A 23,117-nucleotide genomic window follows, 5' to 3' on the forward strand; every position below is an offset into this window, starting at 1 on the left:
GCCGAATGGGGGACAACAGCCGCTGAGGCGCCGTATTGGCCAAGCACGGTCATTAGCAGCCTAGTTCAGGGAGGGAGGAACTTCTGCTGGAGGAGGCGCATCAAGGTTCGGCTCGGCCGCTCTGGCCGGACTTGGGCTTTACCGTTTGGCTGGGTATACTGGCTACATATACAGTATTCGGGGCGTCAGCCATGCGACTCTTCATCGCGGAAAAACCCAGTCTGGGACGAGCCATCGCCGATGTGCTGCCCAAGCCCCACATCAAGGGGGATGGATTCATAGAGACAGCCCAGGGGGATGTAGTGACCTGGTGCATCGGCCATCTGCTGGAGCAGGCGGAGCCCGATGCCTATGACGCCGCTTACAAACAGTGGCGTATGGAGCCTTTGCCCATCATCCCCGAGCAGTGGCAGCTGGTGGCCAAGCCCAAGACCCGTAGCCAGCTCACCGCCATCAAGGGCCTGATCAAGCGAGCCGATTGTGTGGTCAATGCCGGTGACCCGGACCGGGAAGGGCAGTTGCTGGTGGATGAGGTGATAGCTCACCTTGGTTATCCCAAGCACAAACCCGTGCAGCGTTGCCTCATCAGCGATCTCAATCCGCCTGCCGTGCGCCGTGCCCTGGAAACCCTGCGCGATAACAAGGAGTTCGTGCCGCTGGCCGTCTCTGCCCTGGCGCGCAGCCGCGCCGACTGGCTCTATGGTATCAACATGACCCGCGCCTATACCCTGCTTGGTCGCAAGGCCGGTTGCAGCGCCCTGTTGTCGGTTGGCCGGGTGCAGACCCCCTTGCTGGGGCTGGTGGTGCGCCGGGACCTGGAGATAGATGCCTTCGTCCCTAAACCCTTCTTCGAGGTGTTGGCGCACCTGATGACGCAGAGTCGTGACAGTTTTACGGCCAAGTGGCTGCCGTCCGAGGCCTGCCAGCCCTGGCAAGATGAAGAGGGCAGGGTATTGAAGCGCTCCCTGGCGGAAAACGTGGTGCGACGGATTGAAGGCAAACCTGCCTTGGTCGAGGAGGTGGAAGAGCAGGCCCGCAAGCAGGCGCCACCACTGCCTTACAACCTCTCCAGCCTGCAGATCGATGCCGCCAAGCGTTTTGGCATGGACGCCAAGCGGGTGCTCGACATCTGCCAGAGTCTGTACGAGCGACACAAACTCATCACCTATCCCAGATCTGACAGCCGTCATCTGCCGACCGAGCACTACGACAGGGCCGGCCGGGTGCGGGAGGCCATTGCCGCGACGGCGCCGCCCCTGGCGGGCGCCGTCGCACAGGCGAAGGGAAGTCTGCGCAGCAAGGCCTGGAATGATGCCAAGGTCGATGCCCATCACGCCATCATTCCGACCGAGAAACGAGGCAACGCCGGCACACTGTCGGCGGATGAGAACAAGATCTACGCCCTGGTGGCGCGCCAGTATCTGCTGCAGTTCTATCCGCCGTTTGAGTACAACGACAGCCGGGTGTTGCTGCGCATCGAAGGTGGCCTCTTCCAGGCCAAGGCCAGACGCATTCTGAAGGCTGGCTGGAAGGCGCTGCTCGGGGTTGAAGAGGATGATGAGGAAGAGGTGGGCACGCTGCCAGCCCTGCGCCAGGGAGAAACGCTGCACTGTGAGCGAGGCGAACTGCTGGAGAAGATGACTCAGGCACCCAAGGCGTTCACCGATGCCAGTTTGCTTGCCGCCATGACCGGCATCGCCCGTTATGTGCAGGATCCCAACATTCGCAAGACCCTGCGGGACACAGATGGCTTGGGTACGGAGGCAACCCGGGCAGGCATCATCGATCTGCTGTTCAAGCGCCAGTTTCTGCATCGCCTGGGCAAGAGTATCAAGGCGACCGCTACTGGCCGGGCCCTGGTGCAGGCGCTGCCGGATAGTGCGACTACCCCTGACATGACGGCGCTCTGGGAGCAGAGCCTGAGTCAGATCGCCGAACGCCATGGCAGCTATCAGCAGTTTATGGATCCGTTGACGGCGCAGCTGCATCAGCTGATCGACGGTGCCCGCCACAACACCGGCGCCGATTTTAGCGCCCTGCCTCAGGAGAGTGCGGGACGCACTCCCTTCCCCCGCCGCAAGGGTGGCGCCGGGCGAAAGTCCGCTGCCAGGCCGGGGACGGCGGCCAAGCCTTCAAATCGCAGCGCCCCTCGCAAGGCAGTCAAGGCAAAGGTGGGCTGAGGGCCAAGCTGGCATGACGAGTCGTTAGATGAAAGGGGCCCTCGGGCCCCTTCGTGATATCAGTTCTCAATATCCCAGGCACACATCGGCCACATTAGCCGGTATGTACGTTCTCTTCCGGGTATTTGATGCGGGTCTCGCTCGGCCTGGCCAGCATGACGGCCAGGGTCAGGGGACCCAAACGGCCGCATATCATCACCATCACCAGGATAAGCTTGCCCGGCTCGCTGAGCTGGGCCGTGATCCCGGTGCTGAGCCCCACGGTGGCAAAGGCCGAGATGGTCTCGAACATGATGCGATCGAAGGGAAGGTCTTCGGTGATCATCAGCAGGAACATGGCCAGCATCAGTACCATCACACTGACGATGATGATGGCCAGGGAGCGGGTCACGACGTGGGGCGCTATGGTGCGGCCAAAGGCGGTGATGTGGGGACGCTTGGTGAGGAAGGCGCGAGTGGCCAATATCACCACGGCGAAGGTGGTGACCTTGATACCGCCCCCGGTGGAGGTGGTGCCTGCGCCGATAAACATCAGCATCATCATGAACAGCAGGGAGGCTGAGGTGAAGTGGCCCAGATCCAGGGTATTGAAACCGGCGGTACGGGCGGTGGCGGACTGGAAGAAGGCGGCCAGCCACTGGTTGCCCAGGCTAAGGCCGCCCAGGGTGGCCGGGTTGCCTCGCTCCAGCAGCCAGAACATCAGGGTCCCGATCAACAGCAGGGCGGGGGTCATCACCAGCATCAGCTTGCTGTGCAGCTTGAGTCTGCGCAGTCGGCGGGTACGCACCAGATCCATGATGACGGTGAAGCCGATGCCACCCAGGATCAGCAGGGCACAGACGGTCAGACTGATCAGAGGATCGTCTCGGTAGTCCATGAGGTTGTTGGCAAACAGCGAGAAACCCGCGTTGTTAAAGGCCGAGGCGGCATGGAAGAAACTGACATAAAGACCGTGGGCCCAGCCCATCTCAGGCACCCAGCGAAAGGCCATGATGGCGGTGCCGATCAGCTGGGCCAGGAAGGCAAAGAGAATGATCCGTTTGACCAGCCGCACTATGTTGATTGACCCCCCCTGGCCGAGAGCCTCCTTGGCGAGCACTTGCTGGCGAAGGCCGACGCGCTTGCTGAGCAGGGCCAGCAGCAGCACCGTCATGGTCATCTGTCCCAGCCCGCCGATCTCCATCAGCACCAGCAGGAAGAGCTGGCCCTGCAGGGTGAAGGCACTGCCGGTATCGACCACTCCCAACCCGGTCACGCTGATGGCAGATGTCGCGGTAAAGAGGGCATTGATGAAGGTGACGTCGCCTTTGTGGCTGGAAGGTTGTGCCAGAAACAGCGTCCCTATCAGCAATATGATCAGGAAGCTGCCGAGGATGAGCTTGGGTTCGTTCCAGCGGGACTCGGTATCCGGGCGTATGGCAAAGGTATAGGTGTCGCGCCAGAGAGAGCTCATTGCTTGTCCAGCCAGCGGTCGATGGCGTGCTTGTTGCCAGCCAGGATCAGAATATCGCCGAGGGCCAGTGTCATGGTGCCGGTCAGCACGTTATGGAGCACCTGGCCCCGCTTGATGGCCAGCAGTTGGAATTCGGTCTGCTGCAGCAGATCGAGATTGGCCAGGGTGCGATCGTTGAGCTGCAGGCCAATCACGAACTCGGTCAGCACCATGTCGTGGCCCAGCTCCAGATAATCGACCAGCCGGGTATCAAACATGCTCTGGGCAATGCGGCGGCCCATGTCCCACTCGGGGTTGATCACCTTGTCGGCGCCCACTTTCTTGAGGATCTTGGCGTGGAACTTGTCGCGGGCCTTGACCCACACCTTCTTCACGCCGGCCTCTTTGAGGACGAGGGTGGTGAGAATGCTGGTCTCCAGGCTGTCACCTATGGCGACGAAGACGATGTCGTATTCGGCCAGACCCAGCTCGGCGACGGTATTCTCGTCGGTGGCGTCTGCCACTATCACATGGCTGCAGAAGGTGGCGACCTGACGGGTTCTCACCTCGTCAATGTCGATGGCCAGCACCTCGGCATCCTGGCGTTCCAGCTCTTCACACAGCGCCGTGCCAAACAGCCCCAGGCCGATGACGGCAAATTGGTTATTCATGAGTACTTCCTCAGGAGAGCGATTTGCCTACTCTAAACCAGCCGAGTGAGTCCGCAAAGAGGGGCATTATTCATCGAGAACCGGGATCCGGGGGCTTTTATGGGTCGCCATGGGTGGGGGATTTCTCGTCATCTATCGAATTGAAGGGGGTTTGAGGGCCAGCCATTGCCGGGGAATAGGGGGAATCGAGCGGGGGATTTCTCGTCATGTGTCGAGCTGAGGGTGGTTTGAGGGCCTGTTATCACCGGGGACGGCGGACAATGGTGCGGGGGATTTCTCGTCATCTATCGAGCTGGGGGTGATTTGAGGGCCTGTTATCACTGGGGACGGCGGACAATGGTGCGGGGGATTTCTCGTCATGTGTCGAGTTGAGGGTAGTTTGAGGGCCTTCAATTGCCGGGGAATAGGGAGAATCGAGCGGGGGATTTCTCGTCATCTATCGAGTTGAGGTAGACTGGCGGCCTGTTATTGCCGGGATCCGCAGATGAAACTCACCGCCCACGCCGACTTGTCCACCCTCAACAGCTTCTCCCTTCAGGCTCACTGCCGCTGGCTGGCCGAGATCCATCAGGTGGATGAGTTGCCATCCTTGGCCGCCGATCCTCAATTTCTGGGGCTGCCCCGACTCATACTGGGAGGCGGCAGCAATCTGCTGTTCACCTGTGATTTCGACGGCGTGGTGGTGCATAACCGCCTGCTCGGCATTCAGGTAGAGGATGGTGGCGATCACTGGTTGTTGCAGGTGTCCGCCGGTGAATCCTGGCACCAGCTGGTCTGCCACACCCTGGCCCAGGGCATGCCGGGGTTGGAGAATCTGGCGTTGATCCCGGGCACGGTGGGTGCCGCTCCGGTGCAGAACATCGGTGCCTACGGCGTCGAGCTTGCCTCCTTCTGCCGCCATGTGGATACCTTCAACTGGCACACCGGCGAGCAGGAGCGGATCCCCGCCGATGCCTGTCAGTTCGGCTATCGCGACAGCATCTTCAAGCATGATTATCAGGACAGTCACCTGATCACTGCGGTGGGACTGGCGCTGCCCAAGGCCTGGGTGGCTGTGCTCGGCTATGGCCCCCTCGGCGCCCTGGGTGATACGCCGAGTGCACAGACCATCTTCGATGTGGTCTGTGCCACCCGCATGGCCAAGCTGCCTGATCCGGCCGTGCTCGGCAATGCTGGCAGCTTCTTCAAGAACCCCGTGGTGCCCACCGCTCAGGCTGAACGCCTCAAGGCGACCTGGCCCACTCTGCCCGTTTATCCGGCAGGAGAGGGGCTGTGCAAGCTGGCCGCCGGCTGGCTGATTGACCAGTGTGAACTTAAGGGGTTCGCCATCGGCGGCGCCCAGGTTCATGGGCAGCAAGCCTTGGTACTGGTCAATCGGGGCGGCGCGAGCGCCGTCGAGCTGATCGCCCTGGCCGCTCATGTGCGTGAGAGTGTGCAGCAGCGCTTCGGTGTCCTGCTCGAGCATGAGGTGCGCTTCATGGGCGCCCGTGGCGAAACTTGCCTCGACGAGGTGCTGCTATGAGCCTGACGCCCATTCGACAAACCCTGATCGGCCTGCTCAGCGATGGCCAGTTCCATTCCGGCGAACAGCTTGGCGAACAGCTTGGCATCAGCCGCGCTGCCGTCAGCAAACACATGGCGGCCCTCAAGGGACTGGGGTTGGACTTGTTCAGCCTGACGGGCAAGGGCTATCGGCTCGCCTGTCCCCTTGCCCTTTACGATCAGGCACAGCTGCAATCGGCGATACCGCTGGCCCCCGTCCATGTCTACAACGTCATCGATTCTACCAACCAATATCTGCTGGATCGGGTGGCGAGTCTGAGATCCGGCGAATGCTGCCTGGCCGAGTGCCAGACTGCGGGGCGGGGCCGTCGCGGCAAGCCCTGGGTCTCCCCCTTTGGCTGTCAACTGCTGCTCAGTATGTATTGGCGGCTCGAGCAGGGGATGGCGGCGGCCATGGGCCTGAGTCTGGCGGTTGGGGTGGCTGTGGTCGAGGCGCTCGAATCCCTCGGCTATCACGGGGTCGAGCTGAAATGGCCGAATGACCTCTATTATCAAGGCCGAAAATTGGCAGGCATTCTGGTGGAGATTAGCGGCAGCGCGGGTGCGAGCTGCAATCTGGTGATCGGCATCGGCCTCAATCTAGCCATGCCGGAGCGGGAGGGGGAGAAGATCGATCAGGCCTGGGCCGAGCTGCGCCATATCCAGCCGGAACTGCTCGATCGTAACCTGCTGGCCGCCAGGATCATCACCTCGCTGCAGCAGGCCATGGCGAGGTTCGAGCAGTCGGGCCTCGGCGACTTCGTTGCTGACTGGAACCGGCTCGATCACTTCGCAGGTCGGCCGGTGCGGCTGCTGATGGGGGAACAGGAGATCCGTGGCATCGAACGCGGCATCGATGATCGCGGCGCCTTGCGGCTGGAAACCGCTGAAGGGATCAAATTCTATCTGGGTGGGGAGTTGTCGCTGCGCCGTGGGGACTGAGGCGAACACTGTGCTTTGCCGAAATGGAAAGAGGGGGCGTTGGCCCCCTCTCGCTATTTGCGCAGCTTGATCTGCTCGATGGCGTGCTCTGCACCCTTGGTGAGGATCAGGTTGGCCCGCTCCCGGGTGGGCAGTATGTTCTCTTCAAGATTCAGGTGGTTGATCTCTTGCCATATGTTGCTGGCAATCCGGGTCGCTTCGCTCTCGGCCAACTGGGCGTAATGGTGGAAGTAGGAGTCAGGATCCGAGAAGGCGCCGCTGCGAAACTTGAGGAAGCGTTCTATATACCAGGTACGCAACAGCTCGGCATCGGCGTCCACATAGATGGAGAAATCGACGAAATCGGAGACAAACACCCGATGCGGCTCCAGAGGGTAGTCCATGCCGCTTTGCAACACATTGAGCCCCTCCAGGATCAAGATGTCTGGCTGTTCCACCACCTTGGTCTCATCGGGCAATACGTCATAGATGAGGTGAGAGTAGACGGGGGCCTCGACCCGTTCGTGACCGGCGCGAATGTTGGCAACAAACTCCACCAAACGACGGATATCATAGGATTCGGGGAAGCCTTTGCGGCGCATCAGCCCACGCTCTTCCAACACCTTGTTGGGATAGAGGAAACCATCAGTGGTGACCAGCTCGACCCTGGGGTGTTCGGGCCAGCGTTCCAGCAAGGCTTGCATGATACGAGCCGTGGTGCTCTTGCCCCCCGCCACACTGCCCGCAATGCTGATAACATAAGGCACCTTGCCCCTGGACTGGCCGAGAAACTGCTCCAGCACCCGACTACGGCGCTGCTTGGCCTTGACGTAGAGATTGAGCAGCCGTGACAACGGCAGATAGATCTCCTCCACTTCCCGCAGTGACACCTTCTCGTTGATGCCTCTCAAGGTTTTGAGATCGATTTCTGTCAGGGTCAGGGGGACCGCATCGCGCAACACAGCCCACTGTTCGCGGGTGAATTGCAGATAGGGATTGTGCTCTGTCGTCATGGGCTCATCACTGTTTTTGGGGCAGGGCGACCATACACCAAGGGGGGGAGAGCGACAAGGGACGCGTCGGGATCGTGAGGGCAGGGCCGTTTTTTTGGCGGGAACATGGCAATAATCGCCATTTTGCCAACCGCAACAGTTGCATCGCTAAAAACCTTACAATAAAATGCGCGACGCTTAGATGTCTGTCGTCCATTTGCCAGGCAAAGGCGACAAAGCAGCGGGTGCAAGCAGAATTACCGTTGTGACAATCGAGTACGGAGGGGTTCCCGAGTGGCCAAAGGGATCAGACTGTAAATCTGACGGCTCTGCCTTCGAAGGTTCGAATCCTTCTCCCTCCACCATATTTCTCTGCGGTTTGAGTGCTTTGGGTTAGAGAAATGCGGGCATCGTATAATGGCTATTACCTCAGCCTTCCAAGCTGATGATGCGGGTTCGATTCCCGCTGCCCGCTCCAAGATGCTGATATGGCTCAGGCAATGCCAGGAGCCATGCCTCGGGTGAGGTCGGCAGTTCAAATCGGCCTGTCAGTACCCGCTTCTCTTCCCCACCCAATTCAAATCCATCATATAAACTGTTCTGTGGTTAGCTTGCCACTGCGTACTCAGCGTTAGTTTAGAGGGTCGATCATGTCTAAAGAAAAATTTGAACGTAATAAACCGCACGTAAACGTGGGTACCATCGGCCACGTTGACCACGGTAAAACCACCCTGACCGCCGCCATCACCAACGTGCTGGCCAAGCACTACGGTGGTAAAGCCTTCGCCTTCGACCAGATCGACAAGGCCCCGGAAGAGCGTGAGCGTGGTATCACCATCAACACCTCCCACGTAGAATACGACACCCCGAACCGCCACTACGCGCACGTAGATTGCCCGGGTCACGCCGACTACGTTAAAAACATGATCACCGGTGCTGCCCAGATGGATGGCGCAATCCTGGTTGTTGCAGCGACTGACGGCCCGATGCCGCAGACTCGTGAGCACATCCTGCTGGGTCGCCAGGTTGGTATCCCGTACATGATCGTGTTCATGAACAAGTGCGACATGGTCGATGACGAAGAGCTGCTCGAACTGGTCGAGATGGAAGTTCGTGAACTGCTGACCGAGTATGACTTCCCGGGTGATGACCTGCCGGTGATCCGTGGTTCCGCGCTGAAAGCGCTGGAAGGCGACGCTGCTTGGGAAGAGAAAATCATCGAGCTGGCTGGCTTCCTGGATTCCTATATCCCTGAGCCGGAGCGCGCGATCGACATGCCGTTCCTGATGCCAATCGAAGACGTCTTCTCCATCGCTGGCCGTGGTACCGTAGTAACCGGTCGTGTTGAGCGCGGTATCGTGAAAGTCGGTGAGTCTGTAGAAATCGTCGGTATCAAAGATACCGTGACCACTACCTGTACCGGTGTTGAAATGTTCCGCAAACTGCTGGACGAAGGCCGTGCCGGTGAGAACGTTGGCGCGCTGCTGCGTGGTGTTAAGCGTGAAGACGTAGAGCGTGGTCAAGTACTGGCCAAGCCGGGTTCTATCAAGCCGCACACCAAGTTTGAATCTGAAGTGTACGTACTGTCCAAAGAAGAAGGTGGTCGTCATACCCCGTTCTTCAAAGGCTACCGTCCTCAGTTCTACTTCCGTACTACCGACGTGACCGGTACCATCGAACTGCCGGAAGGCGTTGAAATGGTAATGCCAGGCGACAACATCAAAATGGTTGTTACCCTGATCGCGCCGATCGCGATGGACGACGGTCTGCGTTTCGCTATCCGTGAAGGTGGCCGTACCGTAGGTGCTGGTGTTGTTGCAAGCGTGATCGCTTAATCTTGGCTTACATAAATAAAGCAAAGCCCCTATAATAGGGGCTTTCTTATGCAGGGGCGTAGTTCGAATTGGTAGAACAGCGGTCTCCAAAACCGATGGTTGGGGGTTCGAATCCCTCCGCCCCTGCCATGCACCTCGTCTCGTACGGGGCTTTTGTGTCTTTGGTAATGTCAGATACAGGTAGGTTGTATGAATGTGAGTTCTGAGAATCAGGGCGGAAGCAAGGATACCCTGCTTTGGGGCCTGGTTTTCATCATCCTGGCGGCCGCTGTAGTGGGTAATTACCTGCTGCACGATGTGCTCGCTGCCGTCCGCGCCTTGGGTGTGGTCGTTGTCATTGCTGCCGCTGGTGCGGTAGCCCTGCAAACCACTAAGGGTAAGGCAACATTGGCTTTTGCCCGTGAGTCTCGCCTGGAAGTCCGCAAGGTCGTATGGCCAACCCGCCAGGAAGCCATTCAGACAACGCTGATTGTGCTGGCGGTTACTGCCATCATGGGCTTGCTGTTGTTCCTTCTGGACGGCGCTCTGGTCTGGTTGGTCAACTTGATTACCGGTGTGTAAGGATTAGCCATGACTGAACAACGTGAACAACGTATGAGATGGTATGTCGTACAGGCATTCTCCGGCTATGAAGGCCGTGTTGCGAAATCCCTGCGCGAACATATCAAGATGCATGGCATGGAAGAGATGTTTGGCGAAGTGCTGGTACCGACCGAGGAAGTGGTCGAAATGCGTGCTGGCCAGAAGCGCAAGAGCGAGCGCAAGTTCTTCCCGGGCTATGTGCTGGTTCAGATGCTGATGGATGAAACCACCTGGCACTTGGTACGTAATGTGCCGCGTGTAATGGGCTTCATCGGTGGCACCTCCGATCGCCCGGCACCGATTTCCGACAAAGAAGCCGATGCCATCCTCAATCGTCTGCAAGATTCCCACGACAAGCCGCGTCCCAAGACCCTGTTTGAACCGGGTGAGATGGTACGGGTTGCCGATGGTCCCTTCGCGGACTTCAACGGCACTGTCGAAGAAGTGGATTACGAAAAGAGCCGCGTGAAGGTTTCCGTTCTGATCTTCGGCCGTTCAACACCGGTAGAACTGGATTTTGGTCAGGTCGAAAAAGGCTGATTGAATTCTGTACGTTTAACGGTTGTCAGGGGCAGCGATTATCTCTATAATTCGCTGCCCCTTTATTAGCTGGGGAGCCGTTTGCAGGAGCATGTCTCCGAGGCGTTTGAACCCATTTTTGAGGTATTTTTCTAATGGCTAAGAAAGTCACAGCTTATATCAAGCTGCAAGTTAAAGCTGGCAGTGCCAACCCAAGCCCCCCCGTCGGTCCGGCCCTGGGTCAGCACGGTGTCAACATCATGGAATTCTGTAAAGCGTTCAACGCCCGTACAGAGAAGCTGGAAAAAGGTTCACCGACTCCGGTCGTGATCACCGTTTACAGTGACCGTTCCTTCACCTTCGAAACCAAGACTCCGCCTGCTTCCTTCCTGCTGAAGAAAGCTGCCGGTATCCAGTCTGGTTCCGCCAAGCCGAACAAAGACAAGGTTGGTAAGGTGACTGTTGCTCAGCTGCAAGAAATTGCCAAGACCAAAGAACCGGATATGACTGGTGCCGATCTGGATGCAAAAGTACGTTGCATCGCAGGCTCCGCTCGTTCCATGGGTCTGGTAGTGGAGGATTAAGACAATGGCTAAAATTTCCAAGCGTATGCGCGTTATTCGCGAAAAAGTTGACGGTACCAAAGAGTACGGCATCAACGAAGCCATTGCCCTGCTGAAAGAACTGGCTACTGCCAAGTTCGTTGAAAGCGTTGACGTTGCTGTCAACCTGGGTATCGACGCTCGTAAATCCGACCAAAACGTCCGTGGCGCCACTGTGCTGCCGCACGGTACTGGTCGTGACGTTCGCGTTGCCGTATTCACCCAGGGTGCCAACGCCGAAGCTGCTAAAGCTGCCGGTGCTGAACTGGTTGGTATGGACGACCTGGCTGAGCTGGTCAAAAAAGGCGAGATGAACTTCGACGTCGTGATCGCATCCCCGGATGCCATGCGCGTTGTTGGTCAACTGGGCCAGATCCTGGGTCCACGTGGCCTGATGCCTAACCCGAAAGTGGGCACCGTGACCCCGAACGTTGCTGAGGCTGTCAAGAACGCCAAAGCCGGTCAGGTCCGTTACCGCAATGACAAGAATGGTATCATCCATACCACTCTGGGTAAGGTTTCTTTCAACGAAGTTCAGCTGAAAGAAAACTTGGAAGCTCTGCTGGTTGCCCTGAAAAAAGGCAAACCCTCTTCCGCCAAAGGCATCTTCATCAAGAAAGTCAGCATCTCCACCACCATGGGTGCCGGTGTTGCTGTAGACCAAGCTTCTCTGGAAGCTCAGGCCTAATTGATGGATTTTACAAGGCGCAAAATTTAATCTATAATTTTGCGCCTTGATTGGTTGGGGGTTTCGACCTCCGTCCAAGACCGCAGGAGGTGGCAACACCTTAATATTTCCTGCGTAGACGGTGCCGGAAACCCAGCGAGAAAATTTTCTCTTCTGGAATCCTGCCACCGCATCGTTTCCTCTGTTTTCAGAGGGATGTATCAGTTCTGGGTCTCGGTGGCCCAGATTCAATCCAGGAGCTAAGCCAATGGCATTAGGACTCGAAGACAAAAAGGCAATTGTTGCTGAAGTCAACGAAGCTGCCAAAGGCGCACTGTCCGCAGTTGTTGCCGATTCTCGCGGTGTCACTGTAGACAAGATGACCGTCCTGCGTAAAACCGCTCGTGAAGCCGGTGTGTACATACGTGTAGTGCGTAACACCCTGCTGCGTCGCGCGGTAGAAGGTACCGAATACGAGTGCCTGAACGACGTATTGACCGGTCCGACCTTGATTGCTTTCTCTAACGAACACCCGGGCGCTGCCGCTCGTCTGTTCAAAGAGTTTGCCAAAGCGAACCAAAAGTTCGAAATCAAGGCTGGCGCTTTTAACGGTGAGTTTATCGCCGCAGCACAAATTGATCGTCTGGCTACACTGCCGACTTACGACGAAGCAATCTCGAAGTTGATGGCTACCATGAAGGAAGCCTCAGCTGGCAAGCTGGTTCGTACTATCGCTGCTGTCCGCGATCAGAAGCAAGCTGCTGCTTGATTCTTACCTATTTAGGTTGTTTGAGTTTATTCAACATCAGGAATTTTTGTCATGTCTATCACTAAAGACCAAATCATCGAAGCCGTTGCTTCCATGTCCGTAATGGAAGTTGTTGAGCTGATCGAAGCTATGGAAGAGAAGTTCGGTGTTTCTGCCGCTGTTGCTGTTGCTGCCGGTCCGGCTGCTGAAGCAGTAGAAGAGAAAACCGAGTTCGACGTAGTTCTGACTGCTATCGGTGCCAACAAAGTTGCCGTTATCAAAGCCGTTCGTGGCGCTACCGGCCTGGGCCTGAAAGAAGCTAAAGATCTGGTTGAGTCCGCTCCGGCCAACCTGAAAGAAGGCATCTCCAAAGACGAAGCTGAAGCTCTGAAGAAAGAGCTGGAAGCTGCCGGTGCTGCTGTTGAGATCAAATAATCTGCATTCATGTAGATTAGCCTGATAAAACAGGCAAGGCTGGTGAATTTCATTCACCAGCCTTTTTGCGCTGTAGACTGAGAGCATTTTCACACCGTTTGCGACTCTCGGTGCACCAGCAACCCGGGCCGCATTATCGCCCGGTCAACACAAAACGGTGTTGAGACAGAGCTGTCCTGCGGGACAGAGTGGGTCACTTATCAGCGAGCTGAGGAACCCTATGGTTTACTCTTATACCGAAAAAAAACGCATTCGTAAGGACTTCGGTAAGCGAGACCAGGTACTGGACACGCCTTATCTGTTGTCCATTCAGCTGGACTCCTTCAAGCAGTTCATCGAGGCTGACCCGGAAGGTGAATATGGCCTAGAGGCCGCTTTCCGTAGCGTTTTCCCGATCACCAGTTACTCCGGTAGTGCTGAGCTTCAGTATGTCAGCTATCGCCTGGGTGAGCCGGTATTTGACGTAAAAGAATGCCAGATCCGTGGAGTGACCTACTCCGCGCCGCTGCGTGTCAAGCTTCGTATGGTTCTGTACGACCGTGAAGCAGCTGCCGGCACCGTCAAAGACATCAAGGAACAAGAAGTTTACATGGGCGAAATTCCGCTCATGACCGAAAACGGCACCTTTGTTATCAATGGTACCGAGCGGGTCATTGTCTCCCAGCTGCACCGCAGCCCGGGCGTCTTCTTCGACCACGATAAAGGCAAAACTCATTCATCCGGTAAGGTGCTGTATAACGCCCGCGTTATCCCCTACCGTGGCTCCTGGCTGGACTTCGAGTTCGATGCAAAAGACAACCTGTTTGTCCGTATCGACCGTCGTCGTAAACTGCCAGCGTCCATTATTCTGCGCGCCCTGGACTTCGGATCCGAAGAAATCCTGGCCACCTTCTTCGAGACCATCGGTTTCGAAGTGAAAGATGGCAAGTTGATGATGGATCTGGTGCCCGAGCGTCTGCGTGGCGAAACCGCGACCTTCGACATCATTGCCAATGGCACTGTGGTCGTCGAGACCGGTCGTCGTGTGACTGCACGCCACATCCGTCAGCTTGAAAAAGACGCCATCACCCAGATTGAGGTGCCGGTGGAGTATGTTGTTGGCAAAGTTGTCGCCAAGAACTACGCACATCCCCAGACTGGCGAAATGGTCGTGACTGCCAACCAGGCATTGAGCCTGGAAGCGGTTGCCAACCTGTCCCAAGCCGGCTTCAAGCACTTCGAGGTTCTGTTCACCAATGAACTGGATCACGGTGCTTACATGTCCGAGACCCTGCGTATCGACAACAGCTCCAATCGTTTGGAAGCGCTGGTCGAAATCTATCGCATGATGCGTCCGGGCGAGCCGCCCACCCGCGAAGCGGCAGAGCAGCTGTTCGAGAACCTGTTCTTCTCTTCCGAGCGTTACGACCTGTCTACCGTGGGTCGGATGAAGTTCAACCGTCGTCTCTCTCGTGAAGATGAGACCGGTGTGGGTGTGCTGACCAAAGACGATATCGTCGAAGTCATGAAGCGCCTGATCGACATCCGTAACGGCAATGACGAGGTGGACGATATCGACCACCTGGGTAACCGTCGTATTCGTTCCGTCGGTGAGATGGCCGAGAACCAGTTCCGCGTCGGTCTGGTCCGTGTTGAGCGTGCGGTGAAAGAGCGTCTGTCCCTGGGCGACCTCGACACCCTGATGCCGCAGGATCTGATCAACGCCAAGCCGATCTCCGCCGCCGTCAAAGAGTTCTTCGGTTCCAGCCAGTTGTCCCAGTTCATGGACCAGAACAACCCGCTGTCCGAAGTGACCCACAAGCGTCGTATCTCTGCGTTGGGCCCAGGTGGTCTGACTCGTGAGCGCGCCGGCTTTGAAGTTCGAGATGTGCACCCGACTCACTACGGTCGTCTGTGCCCCATCGAGACCCCTGAAGGTCCGAACATCGGTCTGATCAACTCGCTGTCAGTCTATTCACGCACCAACGAGTACGGTTTCCTCGAGACCCCGTATCGCAAGGTTATCGACGGTCTGATCACCGACGAAGTGGATTACCTGTCTGCCATCGAAGAAGGCAAATACGTCATCGCTCAGGCCAATGCGGCCGCGTCCGAAGATGGTCGCCTGAAAGATGAACTGATCCCGTGCCGCCATAAGGGTGAATCCACCTTCATGAACGCCGATCAGATCCAGTATATGGACGTGAGCCCGCAACAGATTGTCTCTGTGGCAGCGGCCCTGATCCCCTTCCTGGAACACGATGATGCTAACCGAGCCCTGATGGGTTCGAACATGCAACGTCAAGCCGTGCCGACCCTGCGTGCCGACAAGCCGCTGGTAGGTACCGGCATGGAACGCGCCGTAGCCGTTGACTCCGGTGTGACCGTCGTGGCCAAGCGTGGCGGCGTGATCGACTATGTCGATGCCTCCCGTATCGTGCTGCGGGTCAATGAAGATGAGCTGCTGCCAGGCGAAGCCGGCATCGACATCTACAACCTGACCAAGTACACCCGTTCCAACCAGAACACCTGTATCAACCAACGTCCTTGCGTGATGTTGGGTGAGCCGGTGATGGCCGGTGACGTCTTGGCCGATGGCCCGTCTACCGACCTGGGCGAACTGGCGCTGGGCCAAAACCTGCGCGTCGCCTTCATGCCGTGGAACGGTTACAACTTCGAAGATTCGATCTTGGTAAACGAGCGTGTGGTACAGGAAGATCGCCTGACCACCATCCATATCCAGGAACTGGCCTGTATCTCCCGTGACACCAAGCTGGGTCCGGAAGAGATCACTGCCGACATCCCGAACGTGGGTGAAGCCGCACTGTCCAAGCTGGACGAGTCCGGTATCGTCTACGTGGGTGCCGAAGTGAAGGGCGGCGACATCCTGGTTGGCAAGGTAACACCGAAAGGTGAAACCCAGCTGACCCCGGAAGAGAAGCTGCTGCGCGCCATCTTCGGTGAGAAAGCGTCCGACGTGAAGGACTCTTCCCTGCGTGTACCGAACGGTGTGTACGGTACCGTGGTTGACGTGCAAGTCTTTACCCGCGATGGCGTGGAAAAAGACAAGCGCGCCAAAGAAATCGAAGAGATGCAGCTCAAGGAAGCGAAGAAGGACTTGACCGAAGAGTTCAAGATCCTGGAAGACGGCGTATTTGGCCGTACTCGCAACCTGTTGCTGGCTGCCGGCTACAGCGAAGATCGTCTGAACAAGCTGGATCGCACCAAGTGGTTTGAATTGGCCATCGAAGATGAAGCCAAGCAGATCGAACTGGAGCAGATCGCCGAACAGCACATCGAGCTGCGTGCCGACTTCGACAAGAAGTTCGAGAACAAACGTCGCAAGATTATCCAGGGTGATGATCTGGCGCCGGGCGTACTGAAAATCGTCAAGGTTTACCTGGCAGTCAAGCGTCGCATCCAACCGGGTGACAAGATGGCGGGCCGTCACGGTAACAAGGGTGTTATCTCCAAGATCTGCCCGGTCGAGGATATGCCCCATGACGAGTTCGGCCGTCCGGTCGACATCGTACTGAACCCGCTGGGCGTACCGTCCCGTATGAACATCGGTCAGATCCTCGAAGTGCATCTGGGCCTCGCGGCCAAGGGCATCGGCGAGAAGATCGATCGCATGATCAAAGAGCAGCGCAAGCTGCACGAGATGCGTGAATTCTTGCAACAGGTCTATGACCTGGGCGAGAAGGATGGCCAGCAAGTGAACATCGCCGAGCTGTCTGATGACGACGTGCGTACCCTGGTCGGGAACCTGCGTAATGGTCTGCCAGTCGCCACGCCGGTCTTTGATGGCGCCAAAGAGCACGAAATCAAAGCCTTGCTGAAACTGGCTGATCTGCCGGAATCCGGTCAGATCTCCCTGTTCGACGGCCGTACTGGTAACACCTTTGAGCGCAAGGTCACGGTGGGTTACATGTACATGCTGAAGCTGAACCACTTGGTAGACGACAAGATGCATGCGCGTTCTACCGGCTCCTACAGCCTGGTTACCCAGCAGCCGCTGGGTGGTAAGGCACAGTTCGGTGGTCAGCGGTTCGGTGAGATGGAAGTGTGGGCCCTGGAGGCTTACGGTGCGGCATACACTCTGCAAGAGATGCTGACCGTCAAGTCTGACGATGTGAATGGCCGTACCAAGATGTACAAGAACATCGTGGATGGCGACCACCGTATGGAGCCGGGCATGCCCGAATCCTTCAACGTATTGTTGAAGGAAATCCGCTCTCTGGGTATCAACATCGAGCTGGACGAAGAGTAAGAGTCCGCTCTTATTGTTCGAGAATTGACGTGGGCGCCCCGCTGCTTTGGCAGTAGGGGCGCCGAGGTTAGACTCCTGACAGGGGAAACACGTGAAAGACTTACTCAAGTTTTTGAAGGCTCAGACTAAGACCGAAGAGTTTGACAGTATTAAGATCGGTCTGGCCTCTCCTGACATGATCCGCTCCTGGTCATTCGGTGAAGTCAAAAAGCCTGAGACCATCAACTACCGGACTTTCAAGCCGGAACGTGATGGTCTGTTCTGTGCCCGTATCTTCGGACCGGTGAAGGACTACGAGTGTCTGTGCGGCAAGTACAAGCGCCTGAAACACCGTGGTGTGATCTGCGAGAAGTGCGGCGTAGAAGTGACCCAGACCAAGGTCCGTCGTGAGCGCATGGGCCATATCGAGCTGGCCAGCCCGACTGCCCACATCTGGTTCCTGAAGTCCCTGCCGTCCCGTATCGGTCTGCTGCTGGACATGACCCTGCGTGACATCGAGCGCGTGCTGTATTTCGAATCCTATGTAGTGATCGAACCCGGCATGACCAACCTCGAGCGCAGCCAGATGTTGTCCGAAGAGAACTATCTGGACGCACTGGAAGAGTGGGGCGATGAATTTGACGCCAAGATGGGTGCCGAGGCAATCCTTGCATTGCTGCGTGCCATCGATCTGGAAGGTGAAGTCAAAACCATGCGCGAGGAGCTGGATCAGACCAACTCCGAGACCAAACGCAAGAAGACCACCAAACGCCTGAAGCTGATGGAAGCCTTCCTGCAATCCGGCAACAAGCCGGAGTGGATGATCATGACAGTGCTGCCTGTGCTGCCGCCGGACCTGCGTCCGCTGGTACCGCTGGACGGCGGTCGTTTCGCGACTTCAGATCTGAACGATCTGTACCGTCGTGTGATCAACCGTAACAACCGCTTGAAGCGTCTGCTGGACCTGGCGGCACCGGACATCATAGTGCGCAACGAAAAGCGCATGCTGCAAGAGTCCGTGGATGCCCTGCTGGATAACGGCCGTCGTGGCCGTGCCATCACTGGTTCCAACAAGCGCCCGCTGAAATCCTTGGCCGACATGATCAAGGGTAAGCAAGGTCGTTTCCGTCAGAACTTGCTGGGTAAACGTGTCGACTACTCTGGTCGTTCCGTTATCACAGTAGGCCCGACCCTGCGCCTGCATCAATGTGGTCTGCCGAAGAAGATGGCGCTGGAGCTGTTCAAGCCCTTCATCTATGGCAAGCTCGAGACCCGCGGTCTGGCGACCACGATCAAGGCCGCCAAGAAGATGGTGGAGCGCGAAGAAGCCGTCGTTTGGGACATCCTGGACGAAGTGATCCGCGAACACCCGGTCCTGCTGAACCGTGCACCGACTCTGCACCGTCTGGGTATCCAGGCGTTCGAACCGACCCTGGTCGAAGGTAAAGCCATCCAGCTGCACCCGCTGGTCTGTGCCGCCTATAACGCCGACTTCGATGGTGACCAGATGGCGGTCCACGTACCGCTGACCCTGGAAGCCCAGCTGGAAGCGCGCGCCCTGATGATGTCTACCAACAACATCCTGTCGCCTGCCTCCGGTGAGCCGATCATCGTGCCTTCCCAGGACGTGGTCTTGGGTCTGTACTACATGACCCGTGCCCGTATCAACGCCAAGGGCGAAGGTATGGTGCTGGCCGGCCCGAAAGAAGCCGAGAAGGTGTATCGCGCCGGTCTGGCCGATCTGCATGCCCGTGTCAAAGTGCGCATCACCGAATACCTGCGTCAGGCAGATGATTCGCTGGTAGAGCACACTGAGCTGAAGAACACCACCGTCGGTCGTGCGATCCTGAGCCTGATCCTGCCAAAAGGCATGGAATATGCTCTGATCGATGAGCCGAAGGTGCTGACTGCTGCAGAGCAGGCTGACCTGGATGCCAATCCGCAGAACTGGATCAAGTCTGTATCCAACAAGGCGCTGGGCAAAAAGCTCATCTCCCGTCTGCTGAACACCTGCTATCGCAAGCAGGGTCTGAAGGACACCGTCATCTTCGCTGACCAGCTGATGTATACCGGTTTCCATTATGCGGCCCTGTCTGGTGCTTCCGTTGGTATCGATGACATGGTCATCCCGGATGCCAAGAAAGAGATCATTGCCGCAGCCGAAGCCGAAGTTGCCGAGATCCAGGACCAGTTCCTGTCCGGTCTGGTGACCGCGGGCGAGCGCTACAACAAGGTTATCGATATCTGGGCCAGCGCCAACGAGCGCGTCTCCAAGGCCATGATGGAGAACTTGTCCAAGGAGCGTGATGTCAACTCACTGGGTGAAGAAGAAGAGCAAGCGTCGTTCAACAGCATCTTCATGATGGCCGACTCTGGTGCGCGGGGCTCCGCCGCCCAGATCCGTCAGCTGGCCGGTATGCGTGGCCTGATGGCCAAGCCGGATGGTTCCATCATCGAAACGCCGATCGTGGCGAACTTCCGTGAAGGTCTGAACGTACTGCAGTACTTCATCTCCACTCACGGTGCTCGTAAAGGTCTGGCGGATACCGCACTGAAGACGGCTAACTCCGGTTACCTGACTCGTCGTCTGGTTGACGTGGCACAAGACATGGTCATCACCGAAGACGATTGCGGCACCATCGAAGGTCTGTGGATGACTCCGCTGATCGAAGGTGGCGACGTGGTCGAACCGCTGCGTGAGCGCGTGTTGGGTCGTGTGGTTGCCGATGATGTGATCAAGCCGGGTACTGAAGGCGAGATCCTGGTCGCGCGCAATACCCTGCTCGACGAGTATCTGTGTGATCTGCTGGAGCGTAACTCCGTCGACCGCGTGAAGGTACGTTCTGCCATCACCTGTGAGACCGACTTCGGTAACTGTGCCCACTGCTACGGTCGCGATCTGGCCCGTGGTCACCTGGTCAACAAGGGTGAGGCTGTCGGTGTTATCGCCGCCCAGTCCATCGGCGAACCGGGTACCCAGCTGACGATGCGTACCTTCCACATCGGTGGTGCCGCATCCCGAGCTGCTGCCGAGAGCAGCATCCAGGTCAAGAACACCGGTAGCATCAAGCTGCAGAACGCCAAGTTCGTTCTCAACAGCGCCGACAAGCTGGTTATCACCTCACGTTCTACTGAACTGACCATCATGGACGAGATGGGCCGTACCAAGGAAAGCCACAAGCTGCCTTACGGTTCCGTCCTGGAAGTGAAAGATGGCCAGGCAGTGACTGCCGGTGAAACCGTGGCCAATTGGGATCCGCACACCCACCCGATCATCACCGAAGTAGCAGGTCGCCTGGACTTCGAACACATGATCGATGGCGTGACCATCACCCGTCAAACCGACGAGCTGACCGGTCTCTCTTCCATCGTCGTACTGGATGTCAACGAGCGTCCGAGTGCCGGTAAAGAGATGCGTCCGACCGTTAAACTGGTCGACCTGAACGGTAAAGATGTCATGATCCCGGGTACCGATGTTGCCGCCCAGTACTTCCTGCCGGGCAAGGCGATCGTGAACCTGGAAGATGGTGCCAACGTGGGTGTGGGTGACGCGGTTGCGCGTATCCCGCAGGAATCCAGCGGTACCAAGGACATCACCGGTGGTCTGCCGCGCGTTGCGGATCTGTTCGAAGCACGTATTCCGAAGGAACCGGCTATCCTGGCCGAGATCTCCGGTACCATCTCCTTCGGGAAAGAGACCAAGGGCAAACGCCGTCTGGTCATCACCCCGACCGATGGTGGCGATGTCTACGAGGAGATGATTCCGAAGTGGCGTCACCTGAACGTGTTCGAAGGTGAAAAAGTTGAGAAGGGTGAAGTGCTGGCGGACGGTCCTGAGTCTGCTCACGATATCCTGCGTCTGCGCGGTATCAGCCCGGTCGCCAACTATATCGCCAACGAAGTGCAGGACGTTTACCGTCTGCAAGGCGTTAAGATCAACGACAAGCACATCGAAGTCATCGTTCGTCAGATGCTGCGTAAGTGCGAGATCCTGAGCGCTGGCGACACTGACCTGATCGAAGGCGAGCAGGTTGAAGTGGCCCGTGTCAAGATTGCCAACCGTAAGCTGGTTGCCGAGGGTAAGATCCCGGCCACCTTCCGTCATATCCTGATGGGCATTACCAAGGCATCCTTGAGCACCGAGTCCTTCATCTCCGCGGCTTCCTTCCAGGAAACCACCCGTGTTCTGACCGAAGCGGCCGTTGGCGGCAAGCGTGATGAACTGCGTGGCCTGAAAGAGAACGTCATCGTGGGTCGTCTGATCCCGGCCGGTACTGGCTTTGCCTACCACCACAGCCGGATCAACCAGCGTGCCGCCGCAGCTCGTGCTGTCGGTGTACCGCAGGTGACTGCCGATGAAGCTCAGCAAAACCTGGCGGATCTGCTTAATGCATCCGGCAGTTTTGACGAAGAGTAATCTTCAGCTGCAGTGATTAAAAAGAGGGCTCCTTCAGGGAGCCCTTTTTGTTGTTGGTACATTGACCCAGGCTGCACCGGGCTGGGGCAGGGGATGATCCAGTGCAAGGTTATAGAGCAAAAAATCAAAAAAAGTTGACATTGCCAGTGCGCAATTGAAAACTCGGATCAGTTAACGTGATTACAGGGGTAAAAGATGACTGTCGGTATCGAGGATGTAATGCTTCCCGAGGAACAGCTGGTCAGCCGCACTTTTACAGACGAAGACAGGGAATTGTTGCGCTCCTATGAGGGGCTGATCGAGGGCTTGGCCGAGTTGTTCGGCAAGCACTGTGAGGTGGTACTTCACTCCCTGGAGAATCTGCACGAGTCGGTGATCAAGATAGCGAATGGTTTCAACACGGGTCGCAACGAAGGAGCGCCGATCACCGATCTGGCCCTGCGTATGCTCAAGGACATAGAGAATGCTGGTCAGGAGTACACACAAAGCTACTTCGCTCGCAGTCGTACCGGTGCGCTGATGAAGTCGATCACCATTGCCATTCGCAACAGCGACAAGCAGGTGATCGGTCTTATCTGTATCAACTTGCACATCAATGCGCCTTTTCATGAGTTTGTGGCCGAGTTCTTCCCGACCCCACAGCAGGTCGAGCGCCAGTCGCCAGAGACCTTCGCCAACAGCGTTGAGGAGCTGGTCGCCCAGACGGTGGATAACACCATCGACGAGATCAATCGCGATCCGACCGTGGCCAACAATGCCAAGAATCGTTTTATCGTGACCCAGCTGTTCGAGAAGGGCATATTCGATATCAAGGATTCGATCAATCTGGTCGCCGACAAACTTAATATTTCCAAACACACCGTCTATCTTTACATCCGCCAGCGCAAGCAGGGTGAAGATGAGAGCGAGTGAGCGCCATAGAAGAGGACAGATGAATGGCTAAAGAAGTAATCGCAACCGAACAGGCTCCCGCCGCGATTGGCCCTTATGTGCAGGGCACCAAGTTGGGTGAGCTGGTGTTCACCTCTGGCCAGATCCCGCTCGATCCGAGCACCATGGAGATCGTCAGTGGGGGTGTCGAAGCGCAGGCCGAGCAGGTGATGAAGAACCTGGTTGCCGTGCTGAAGGCGGCGGGTTCCGATCCCAGCAAGGTGCTGAAAACAACCTGTTTCCTGAGCGACATGAACAACTTCGTGGCCTTCAATCAGGTCTATGCCCGTTACTTCGGCGACTCGGCACCCGCGCGATCCTGCGTTGAGGTGGCCCGCCTGCCGAAAGATGTGTTGGTTGAAGTGGAAGCGATCGCCCATATCTGATCCGGCATCGCTGTGATGAGCCCCTCCCGG

The 23,117-nt window shown here is 57.3% G+C and carries 17 protein-coding genes and 3 tRNA genes; 17 read left to right on the plus strand and 3 right to left on the minus strand.

Annotated features, from left to right (window positions below; all coding sequences use genetic code 11):
- Positions 1-191 precede the first annotated feature (191 nt).
- A complete protein-coding gene (locus KYK33_RS00995) occupies positions 192-2,180 on the plus strand; it encodes a DNA topoisomerase III (RefSeq protein ID WP_224431762.1) in 1,989 nt (662 codons plus the stop codon).
- A 94-nt stretch (positions 2,181-2,274) separates the two neighbouring features.
- Here the strand turns inward: KYK33_RS00995 and KYK33_RS01000 are convergent, their stop codons facing one another.
- Both KYK33_RS01000 and KYK33_RS01005 read right to left on the minus strand, forming a co-directional pair.
- Positions 2,275-3,633, minus strand: coding sequence for a TrkH family potassium uptake protein (locus tag KYK33_RS01000; protein WP_224431763.1), 1,359 nt, complete (start codon positions 3,631-3,633; stop codon positions 2,275-2,277).
- Positions 3,630-4,283, minus strand: a complete 654-nt coding sequence (locus tag KYK33_RS01005) for a potassium channel family protein (protein ID WP_042039944.1) — start codon at positions 4,281-4,283, stop codon at positions 3,630-3,632. The genes KYK33_RS01000 and KYK33_RS01005 overlap by 4 nt, the downstream gene beginning before the upstream one ends.
- A gap of 484 nt (positions 4,284-4,767) precedes the next feature.
- Here KYK33_RS01005 and murB point away from each other — a divergent pair, with 484 nt between their 5' ends.
- Both murB and birA read left to right on the plus strand, forming a co-directional pair.
- The gene (gene murB / locus KYK33_RS01010) at positions 4,768-5,805 is read left to right on the plus strand and encodes a UDP-N-acetylmuramate dehydrogenase (protein ID WP_224431764.1); all 1,038 of its coding nucleotides are present in this window, start codon (positions 4,768-4,770) and stop codon (positions 5,803-5,805) included.
- Positions 5,802-6,767 carry a bifunctional biotin--[acetyl-CoA-carboxylase] ligase/biotin operon repressor BirA gene (gene birA / locus KYK33_RS01015; RefSeq protein ID WP_224431765.1) on the plus strand — a complete coding sequence of 322 codons (966 nt, stop codon included), beginning with the start codon at positions 5,802-5,804 and terminating at the stop codon, positions 6,765-6,767. The genes murB and birA overlap by 4 nt, the downstream gene beginning before the upstream one ends.
- A gap of 53 nt (positions 6,768-6,820) precedes the next feature.
- On the opposite strand, the gene coaA is transcribed toward birA, so the two are convergent.
- On the minus strand, positions 6,821-7,759 hold the full coding sequence (gene coaA, locus KYK33_RS01020) for a type I pantothenate kinase (protein WP_224431766.1): 939 nt from the start codon (positions 7,757-7,759) through the stop codon (positions 6,821-6,823).
- Between the two features lie 259 nt (positions 7,760-8,018).
- On the opposite strand from coaA, the gene KYK33_RS01025 reads away from it, so the two are divergent.
- The 14 genes from KYK33_RS01025 (at position 8,019) to KYK33_RS01090 (ending at position 23,087) form a co-directional block, all read left to right on the plus strand.
- Positions 8,019-8,103: transfer RNA gene (locus KYK33_RS01025), tRNA-Tyr, on the plus strand.
- 38 nt (positions 8,104-8,141) lie between these two features.
- Positions 8,142-8,216 (plus strand) — tRNA-Gly (locus KYK33_RS01030).
- Positions 8,217-8,388: 172 nt separating this feature from the next.
- Complete coding sequence (tuf, locus tag KYK33_RS01035; RefSeq protein ID WP_224431767.1) at positions 8,389-9,573, plus strand: elongation factor Tu; 1,185 nt, start codon at positions 8,389-8,391, stop codon at positions 9,571-9,573.
- Positions 9,574-9,625: 52 nt separating this feature from the next.
- Positions 9,626-9,702: transfer RNA gene (locus tag KYK33_RS01040), tRNA-Trp, on the plus strand.
- Positions 9,703-9,762: 60 nt separating this feature from the next.
- Positions 9,763-10,134 (plus strand): preprotein translocase subunit SecE, encoded by a 372-nt coding sequence (gene secE, locus KYK33_RS01045; protein WP_005901810.1) that lies wholly within the window; start codon positions 9,763-9,765, stop codon positions 10,132-10,134.
- Between the two features lie 9 nt (positions 10,135-10,143).
- Entirely contained in the window at positions 10,144-10,695 is a 552-nt protein-coding gene (nusG, locus tag KYK33_RS01050) for a transcription termination/antitermination protein NusG (RefSeq protein ID WP_005901813.1), read from the plus strand.
- Between the two features lie 134 nt (positions 10,696-10,829).
- Complete coding sequence (gene rplK, locus KYK33_RS01055; RefSeq protein ID WP_016352267.1) at positions 10,830-11,258, plus strand: 50S ribosomal protein L11; 429 nt, start codon at positions 10,830-10,832, stop codon at positions 11,256-11,258.
- Between the two features lie 4 nt (positions 11,259-11,262).
- Complete coding sequence (gene rplA, locus KYK33_RS01060) at positions 11,263-11,964, plus strand: 50S ribosomal protein L1 (RefSeq protein ID WP_042043661.1); 702 nt, start codon at positions 11,263-11,265, stop codon at positions 11,962-11,964.
- Between the two features lie 247 nt (positions 11,965-12,211).
- Positions 12,212-12,712, plus strand: coding sequence for a 50S ribosomal protein L10 (gene rplJ, locus KYK33_RS01065; protein WP_005901820.1), 501 nt, complete (start codon positions 12,212-12,214; stop codon positions 12,710-12,712).
- A gap of 51 nt (positions 12,713-12,763) precedes the next feature.
- On the plus strand, positions 12,764-13,126 hold the full coding sequence (gene rplL / locus KYK33_RS01070; RefSeq protein WP_042043660.1) for a 50S ribosomal protein L7/L12: 363 nt from the start codon (positions 12,764-12,766) through the stop codon (positions 13,124-13,126).
- A gap of 220 nt (positions 13,127-13,346) precedes the next feature.
- The gene (gene rpoB / locus KYK33_RS01075; RefSeq protein WP_042043659.1) at positions 13,347-17,375 is read left to right on the plus strand and encodes a DNA-directed RNA polymerase subunit beta; all 4,029 of its coding nucleotides are present in this window, start codon (positions 13,347-13,349) and stop codon (positions 17,373-17,375) included.
- 91 nt (positions 17,376-17,466) lie between these two features.
- Positions 17,467-21,771 carry a DNA-directed RNA polymerase subunit beta' gene (gene rpoC / locus KYK33_RS01080; protein WP_224431768.1) on the plus strand — a complete coding sequence of 1,435 codons (4,305 nt, stop codon included), beginning with the start codon at positions 17,467-17,469 and terminating at the stop codon, positions 21,769-21,771.
- Between the two features lie 195 nt (positions 21,772-21,966).
- Positions 21,967-22,683, plus strand: a complete 717-nt coding sequence (locus tag KYK33_RS01085) for a helix-turn-helix transcriptional regulator (RefSeq protein ID WP_040319155.1) — start codon at positions 21,967-21,969, stop codon at positions 22,681-22,683.
- A 23-nt stretch (positions 22,684-22,706) separates the two neighbouring features.
- On the plus strand, positions 22,707-23,087 hold the full coding sequence (locus KYK33_RS01090; protein ID WP_042043656.1) for a RidA family protein: 381 nt from the start codon (positions 22,707-22,709) through the stop codon (positions 23,085-23,087).
- Positions 23,088-23,117 lie beyond the last annotated feature (30 nt).

The sequence above is a fragment of the Aeromonas rivuli genome, assembly GCF_020149575.1.
Lineage (GTDB): Bacteria > Pseudomonadota > Gammaproteobacteria > Enterobacterales > Aeromonadaceae > Aeromonas > Aeromonas rivuli.